General features: G+C 45.3%; 1 protein-coding gene. It reads left to right on the plus strand.

Annotation, left to right across the window (positions count from 1 at the left end):
- On the plus strand, positions 1-334 hold a 334-nt coding region (ricT, locus tag PZH32_RS11540), incomplete at its 5' end, for a regulatory iron-sulfur-containing complex subunit RicT (RefSeq protein ID WP_275208400.1).
- Positions 335-411 lie beyond the last annotated feature (77 nt).

Consider the following 411-nt stretch of genomic DNA (forward strand, 5'->3'; position numbering starts at 1 on the left):
CAAAATGGCAAAGGAACAGAATCTTTCTCTGAATCCGACCAAGATATCAGGTGTCTGTGGCCGTTTGATGTGCTGTCTGACGAACGAGGAGGAAACCTATGAGGTTTTGAACAGCCAGCTTCCGTCTGTGGGAGATACGGTGACAACTTCAGATGAACTTACGGGAGTTGTACAGTCCTTAAGTGTTCTGCGTGGACTGGTGAAAGTGGTCGTAAATCTGGAGAATGATGAGAAAGAGATCCGGGAGTACAAAGCGACAGATCTGAAGTTCCGTCCTCGCAGGAAAAAGAAAAATCCTAAGAAAGATGGAGATTCAAAAGAAAATGGAAAGTAATCTGTTAAAGCAGGGAGAGAGATTAGATGATCTTCAGCTTGGAGGTCTGGGACTGATCCAGGATCCGGACAAGTTCT

Source organism: Adlercreutzia equolifaciens, assembly GCF_029076695.1.
Taxonomy (GTDB): Bacteria; Actinomycetota; Coriobacteriia; order Coriobacteriales; family Eggerthellaceae; genus Adlercreutzia; species Adlercreutzia equolifaciens_A.